General features: G+C 56.1%; 5 protein-coding genes and 1 tRNA gene. 4 read left to right on the forward strand and 2 right to left on the reverse strand.

The genetic code is table 11. The annotated features are described in order from the left end of the window. Window positions 1–119: 119 nt before the first annotated feature. Window positions 120–2,459 (reverse strand): acyl-CoA dehydrogenase, encoded by a 2,340-nt coding sequence (locus G5195_RS15185; protein WP_421236275.1) that lies wholly within the window; start codon window positions 2,457–2,459, stop codon window positions 120–122. A 48-nt stretch (window positions 2,460–2,507) separates the two neighbouring features. Further along, complete coding sequence (locus tag G5195_RS15190) at window positions 2,508–3,161, reverse strand: TetR/AcrR family transcriptional regulator (protein ID WP_005334507.1); 654 nt, start codon at window positions 3,159–3,161, stop codon at window positions 2,508–2,510. Window positions 3,162–3,629: 468 nt separating this feature from the next. On the opposite strand from G5195_RS15190, the gene G5195_RS15195 reads away from it, so the two are divergent. From G5195_RS15195 to repC, 4 genes are all read left to right on the forward strand, one after another. After that, window positions 3,630–4,370, forward strand: a complete 741-nt coding sequence (locus G5195_RS15195; protein WP_103422319.1) for a phosphatase — start codon at window positions 3,630–3,632, stop codon at window positions 4,368–4,370. Window positions 4,371–4,459: 89 nt separating this feature from the next. Then, window positions 4,460–4,535: transfer RNA gene (locus G5195_RS15200), tRNA-Thr, on the forward strand. Between the two features lie 640 nt (window positions 4,536–5,175). Further along, window positions 5,176–6,042 (forward strand): helicase RepA family protein, encoded by an 867-nt coding sequence (locus G5195_RS15205; RefSeq protein ID WP_421236276.1) that lies wholly within the window; start codon window positions 5,176–5,178, stop codon window positions 6,040–6,042. Then, window positions 6,032–6,868 (forward strand): replication protein C, IncQ-type, encoded by an 837-nt coding sequence (gene repC, locus G5195_RS15210; protein WP_139430254.1) that lies wholly within the window; start codon window positions 6,032–6,034, stop codon window positions 6,866–6,868. The genes G5195_RS15205 and repC overlap by 11 nt, the downstream gene beginning before the upstream one ends. Window positions 6,869–7,090 lie beyond the last annotated feature (222 nt).

Genomic DNA, 7,090 nt, shown 5'->3' on the forward strand with positions numbered 1-7,090 from the left:
CAAAGCCCCTGCAACAGGGACTCAAGCATTTAACTGGAATTCTCCCAGCTTGTAAATGCATGGTTAACAAACAAAAAAACCGGCCACGAGGGCCGGTTTGGTACTGGTTTGCCAAGGGGTCAGGCGGCGTGCTCGACCTTGTTTGGCTGCTTGTTTGCTTGCTGGGAGAAGCCTTCCAGCTCGCCTGGGGCGAAGTTGTCTACCTGAATCGCTTCGTAGCGCAGGGCATCGGCGGCCAGCAGCTTGTCCGCTTCGTCCTTGCTCAGGATGGAACCGGCCAGTGCGGCGGCAACCAGATCCGGCAGCGCCAGTTTGCGGGGCAGTTTGCCCTCTTTCTGGGCCTGCACCAGCTTCTTCTCGTAGGGCTGCACAGCAACCATGGCCTGGAAGGCGCGCTCCATCAGGCCGACCGGATCCGCATCGTCCTTGCCCACGTAGCAGAGGGCGGTCAGACGGTCGCGGAACTCGCCCGGCTTCATCATGGCCAGACAGATGGCGTGGCAGCGATCGTCTGCCGGCATCTTGTAACCGACGCCGAACGGGAACACCACGCGCTTGAGCACGGCACCCACCACCTTGTTCGGGAAGTTCTGGAAGAAGCCCTCGAACGCCTTGCCAATCAGGTAGAGGTTGCGCTCCACCGCGTACTGCACGAACGGCAGATCGGAGACCATGCGGCCCTGATCCTCGTAGTGCTTGAGGGTGGCGGAGGCCAGATAGAGGTGGCTCAGCACGTCACCCAGACGGGCGGAGATCATCTCCTTGCGCTTGAGATCGCCACCCAGCATCAGCATGGAGACGTCGGCGCACAGGGCCAGCCCTTTACTCATGCGGGAGAGCTGTTTGTAGTAGCGAGCGGTTTCACCGGCTACCGGCGCGCTGTTGAACTGACCCAGGGTCAGCCCCTGGAACAGGGAACCGAAGAAGTTGCCGGCGCCGAAGGCGATGTGCTTCATCAGCAGGGCGTCAAACTTCTCGAGACCGCGCTCCACGTCGGTATCAGCCGCTGCTTCCAGCTCGGCAAACACATACGGGTGGCAGCGGGTAGCCCCTTGCCCGAAGATCATCAGGTTGCGGGTCAGGATGTTGGCCCCTTCCACCGTGATGGCGACCGGAATACCCATGTAGGCGTAGCCGGTGTAGTTTTTCGGGCCCAGCTGGATGGCTCGACCGGCGTGGATATCCATGGAGTCATCCATGATCTGGCGCGCCATTTCGGTCATGTGGTACTTGGAAATCGCAGTGACGATGGCCGGCGCCTGACCCAAGTCCAGGGAACCTGCAGTCATGCGACGTGCCCCTTCCAGCTGATAGGTGAGGCCACCGATGCGGGCCAGCGCTTCCTGCACCCCTTCAAACTTGCCGATGGACATGCCGAACTGCTTGCGCACGTAGGAGTAGGCGCCCACGGTGCGGCTCGCCATGTGACCGCAAGCAGTGCCCAGCGCAGGCAGCGAGATGCCGCGACCGGCGGAGAGGCATTCGACCAGCATGCGCCAGCCGCGACCGGCGTAATCCGGGCCGCCGATGATCCAGTCGAGCGGAATGAACACATCCTTGCCGAAGGTCGGGCCGTTCATGAACGCCAGACCCATGGGGTAGTGGCGATCGCCGACGCGCACGCCGGGGTGGCTGGTGGGGATGAGGGCGCAGGTGATGCCGAGCTCTTCCTTGTCACCCAGCAGTTTTTCCGGGTCATAGAGTTTGAATGCCAGCCCCAGCACGGTGGCGCGGGGCGCCAGGGTGATGTAACGCTTGTTCCAGTTGAGGCGAATACCCAGCACCTCTTCACCCTTGTGCATCCCTTTGCAGACGACCCCCCTGTCAGGAATGGCGCCTGCATCGGAGCCTGCCTCCGGTCCGGTCAGGGCGAAGCAGGGCACTTCCTTGCCGTTGGCCAGCCCCGGTAGCCAGAAATCTTTCTGGGCCTGGGTGCCGTAGTGCATCAGCAGCTCACCCGGGCCGAGGGAGTTAGGTACCATAACGGTGACCGCCACGCTCAGGCTCTTGGTGGCAATGCGGGTGACGATGGTGGAGTTGGCAATCGCCGAGAACTCGCGGCCGCCATAGGATTTCGGGATGATCAGGGAGAAGAAGCCTTCCTTCTTCAGATAGTCCCACACCGGCTCCGGCAGGTCTTTGGTTTCGTTGACGATCTTGAAGTCATCAACCATGGCGAGCAGGGTTTCGACCTGATTGTCGATAAAGGCCTGCTCCTCTGCGGTCAGCTCGGCCTTGCCGTAGCCGTGCAGTTTTTTCCAGTCGGGGTTGCCGCGAAACAACTCGCCATCCCACCAGACGGAGCCGGCTTCCATGGCCTCCCGCTCGGTAGCTGACAAGGGCGGCAGTATCTTTTTGAAGATGCCGAACACCGGACGGGTTACCACCTTTTTACGGATGGAGGGTACGCCGAGCACAACGGCTATCGCCAGCACCAGCAGGACAAGCAATGTGATCATACCGAAGTTCCTTCTATTTCACTGTTTCCGTTGATTTATTGTTGGTTGTTACACGGCCAGGGAGAGCCTGGTCGACTCCACGGGCGCCCCGACTCCGGACGCCAGATAAGGAATAACGTTGCGCACCAGCCCTTCCACATCGAGCTGCTGGCCAAAGTCGGCCAGGGCGATGTCGCGCAGCGCATCGGCAGAGGCCATGGTGAATACGACGGTGCCCAGGGTGAAGTGCAGGCGCCAGAAGAGATCCGCCGGCGACAGGGCCGGATTGGCCTTGGAGATGGCCTGGGTGATCCGCTGCAAAATGGGGCCGTAGTGGGCGGTGATGAAGCGGCGCAGGTGGCCCTGGCTGTCGATATAACCGCGCCCCAGCAGCTGCATGAAGATGGCCGGGCCATTGGCCCGCACCGCCGAGAGTTTCATCAGTGGCTCGACGAAGCTTTCAAACAGTTGCAACAGAGTCAGCTGCTCCTGCTCCATCAGTACCCGCAGGCGGGCATCGAGATCGGGCATAAACAGGCTCAGGTAACGGTCGAGTACTGCCTGGATCAGCTCCTTCTTGGAGCCGAAGTGATAATTCACCGACGCCAGATTGACATCGGCCTCGCTGGTGATCAGACGCAAAGAGGTATCGGCGAATCCCCGCTCGGCAAACAGCACTTCAGCGGCGTCGAGAATACGGTTTTTGGTATCGATTTTACTCACTGGACACCTCACTTAAACGAATGTTTAAAAAGTACGTTTCATAACGTGAAGTGTCAAGAGAATGTGAATGAGTGTTAGCGGAATGTTTTTCGATGAAAAAAGCAAAGTGGGCGGAACTTAGTCAAAAAGCAGGACTCTATATCTATGCCACTGCAATTAAACATTAAGTCTCGCCCAACCTGCACCATGCTAGTTGGGCCTTTTTTTGCGCGTCTGTTACCGGTTTGCGGTTTGCAGGCAAAAAAAACCGCCGCAGGGCGCGACGGTGGGGAAAGTGAGTTCGCGTCATCCTGACGGCAAACTGTCGATGCGAGTTCAGGCATGTATCGACGGGGGCAGTATGCCAGCCAGAGCCCCTCAGACTATGTCAGCTTCGCGGTATTTTGTGACAAAGTGTGGCAAGCACTGGCGTGGCCCAAGCTGCCGCTCTTTGTTATGCTGCCCTTTCAAAATATGAGGGGAGAGAAGATGAAGTACCCAGTCGATACCCACACTCACACCATTGCCAGCACCCATGCCTACAGCACCATCCACGACTATCTGCCGATAGCCAGGGCCAAGGGGATCAAGCTGTTCGCCACCACGGATCATGGCCCCGAGATGGCCGATGCCCCTCATGTCTGGCACTTTGCCAACTTGCCGATATTGCCAAGAGTGGTGGATGGGGTAGGGATCCTGCGGGGTATCGAGGCCAACATCAAAAACCTGGAGGGGGAGATCGATTTTCCCGAGCGTTACGAGTCGCGCCTCGACATGATCATGGCGGGTTTTCATGAGCAGGTATTCCCTCCCTGCGATCAGGCTACCCACACCCAGGCGATGATCAACGCCATCAAGAGCGGCCGGGTCGACATGATCAGCCACCCGGGCAACCCTTCATTTCCCATCGACATTCAGGCGGTGGTCAAGGCGGCAGCTGACTATCGGGTAGCGCTGGAGATCAACAACTCCTCCTTCATTCATTCCCGTCCGGGGAGCGAAGGCAACTGCCGTGCCATAGTCGAAGCCGCGCGAGATCTGGGGGCCTATCTCACTTTCGGCTCCGATTCCCACGTGGCATTTACTCTTGGCGATTTTGGCCACTGCCACCGTCTGGTAACCGAAGCGGGCTTCCCGCAAGAGCGGCTCCTGGTGCGCTCCCCCCGCGCCCTGCTCGAATTTCTCGAAAGCCGCGGCCGGGCCCATATCCCTGAGTTTGTCGATCTGTAAATCGGGTTCTAACACCATGAGCCAACTCATAAAATCGAGCGGGCTCAATTGACTTGCCGGCCATTTTTCATGAATGTGGATAGCAACAAGCCGGTATAGCTCAGTTGGTAGAGCAGCGCATTCGTAATGCGAAGGTCGCAGGTTCGACTCCTGTTACCGGCACCAAATTTTATCAAAAAAAACAGTGGTTTGGGTGTTGCAGTTTGATGCGTTACTGAGCGTTGGAATGCAGCATTTAGCTTATCCAGTGTGGCAAAATTGTGGCATGCCACACTGGCCTGATAGCGGCGAATGACGCTTGCCAGTGCATGACATAGCAAAACACTGCTGGTAGACTTCATTTCGTCACGTAACATCGGACGACAGGCACTAATTATTTATACCCTCAAGGCCGGGCATGGTGCCGCTCAGGTCAATTACCGATTAGCTAACCGGCACAGCTATTCGATGACCCTTGCCGCCTTGATGGGTTATGACCATGAAACAAACCTCTATTACCACCTCCAGCGTGGTGCTTTTGACTGTTGAGCAATTGGCTCTCTGTCTGCATAAATCCGTTGCTAGCATCCGTAGTGACGCGACTCGAAACCCTTGTTCACTTCCCCCTATCTGCCGTTTACCAGGAACCAAGCGTTTGCTCTGGCGTGCTGAAGATGTTGAGCTTTGGCTTGCTGAACATGTCATTAGCCAAGGTTTGGATGATCGAGCGGTTAAATCGGCAGATATGCCTCGGCGTGGCCGGCCAACCAAAGCCGAGCAGCTAGCACGACAAAAGTCACAGAATTCAAACGCTAAGAGGTAAGCCATGGCTCTTGACCTACTAGCTGCGTTTGAACAGGAGCCGCCTGCTCTTGACTTCATATGGTCTGGATTTTTGGCCGGTACTGTGGGAGCTCTGATCGCACCAGGAGCAACAGGTAAAAGCTTTTGGGCATTGCAGGCCGCAATGGCCGTGGCTTGCAAAGAGTCTGATGGCGATCTGTTGCAACTACGCCCGACCCGTTCAGGCCGAGTGATCTATATGGCAGGTGAAGATCCGGCTGCAGTGCTTAGTCATCGCGTCCATGCACTTGGCAAACATCTATCACCCAAAGCGAGGGCCTCTATTGCCACAAACCTCGCATTGGAACCGATGATGGGGGTGAGTTTAGATCTGATGAATCCGGACTGTTTTCAGGCTCTGGTGCAGAAGGTAGATGGATATCGCCTTGTTGTTCTCGACACCCTCAGCCGTATGCATCAGATGGACGAAAATAGTAACGGAGACATGTCCCAGCTGATTACCCGACTTGAGTCGCTGGCCGCAAAGACGGGGGCTGCGGTGCTCTATTTACATCACGCCAGCAAGGGGAGCGCGAGGGATGGCAGTCTTGATCAGCAGCAGGCAGCCAGAGGCGCATCAGCGTTGATTGATAACATCCGATGGTGTGGTTACATCGTGCGGATGGGGGAAGAAGAAGCAAACCAGCTAACCGAGATTCAACGCGGTAGTACACCCATCGGAAACTCTCGACGCAGTGCGTTTGTGCGCTTTGGGGTATCCAAGCAGAACTATGGCACTGCGATCAAAGATCAATGGTTTGAACGCCAGGAAGGGGGCGTATTACATCCGGTACAACTCATGGAACCTCCCCAGGCGCGAGAGCGAAGGAGGTTTGCTCATGGCTATTGAACTTACCCACGCGCGCCATGATCCGATGCACTGCCTTGCTCCTGGTCTATTCCGCAGTTTAAAGCGAGGGGAGAGAAAAAAGTTAAAGCTGGATGTGACGTATTGCTATGGACAGAACCAAAGCGCTCGTTTTATTGGTTTTGAGCCGTTAGGGGCTGATGATATGCGGCTGCTACAAGGGCTGGTTGCTCTATCCGGCCCCAAGGGCGTTATTCTGACCTCTGCGCCATCAGCCGCTATTCCTAAGAGACTTCGTTTGGCCTTGGCATCGGAGTTTGATAGTGCGGACTGCCGTTGCTTGGTGGTGCAGTCTCGTATCACTCAGCTACTCGAAGAGATTGGTCTATGCAAAAGCGGCAGAAACCTTAAAACCCTAAAGGCTAGCCTGATCAGGATGTCCAATGTCACCGTTGTCATTCAAGGCGACTCTCGCAGTGCATCTTTCCACCTGATGAGCCATCTCTTTGATGAGGATGATAACGCGCTATACATCTGCTTGAACCCACAGATTGCAGAAGCCGTTCTCGGTGGGCGCCCACATGCTCGCATCGATATGAATGAAGTGCGTAGCCTCAAGAGCGATCCTGCTCGATTGATCCATCAACGCCTATGCGGGTGGATCGATCCTGGCAAATCAGGACGCGCGTCCTTGGATACTCTGTGCAATTACATCTGGCCGGATCCTGCGATTGCTGATGCGATGAGAAAGCGCCAGCAGATTGCCCGTAGAGCCGTGGGTGAGCTGTTTACGATAGGTTGGCTGGTAACTGAATATCGAAAAGACATGTGGGAGATCCGCAGGCCACGGAACAGATCTTTGGAGTAATTTCAGTGCACTATCATTCCCGAACTGGTGCACTAACGTTCCCAACTGGTGCACTTTCATTCCCAGGAGTTGGTCTTAAAATCTTTTCAAAACATGTGGTTAAGGTATTTTTGGAAAAGTGATCCAAGATTATCCATAAGATAATCCTGTAGTGGTCTAATCATCCCGGACACCATTTTAGGTGGTACAGTCGCCACCATGACCTGAGGTGTTCAATGACAA

The organism is Aeromonas sp. 601039, assembly GCF_049174415.1.
Classification (GTDB): domain Bacteria; phylum Pseudomonadota; class Gammaproteobacteria; order Enterobacterales; family Aeromonadaceae; genus Aeromonas; species Aeromonas veronii_A.

Bases quoted from the DNA above. Each gene is read 5' to 3' on its own strand.
- G5195_RS15195 (WP_103422319.1), top strand. From the start codon at position 3,630: ATGAAGTACCCAGTCGATACCCACACTCACACCATTGCCAGCACCCAT.
- G5195_RS15185 (WP_421236275.1), bottom strand. From the start codon at position 2,459: ATGATCACATTGCTTGTCCTGCTGGTGCTGGCGATAGCCGTTGTGCTC.
- G5195_RS15205 (WP_421236276.1), top strand. From the start codon at position 5,176: ATGGCTCTTGACCTACTAGCTGCGTTTGAACAGGAGCCGCCTGCTCTT.
- repC (WP_139430254.1), top strand. From the start codon at position 6,032: ATGGCTATTGAACTTACCCACGCGCGCCATGATCCGATGCACTGCCTT.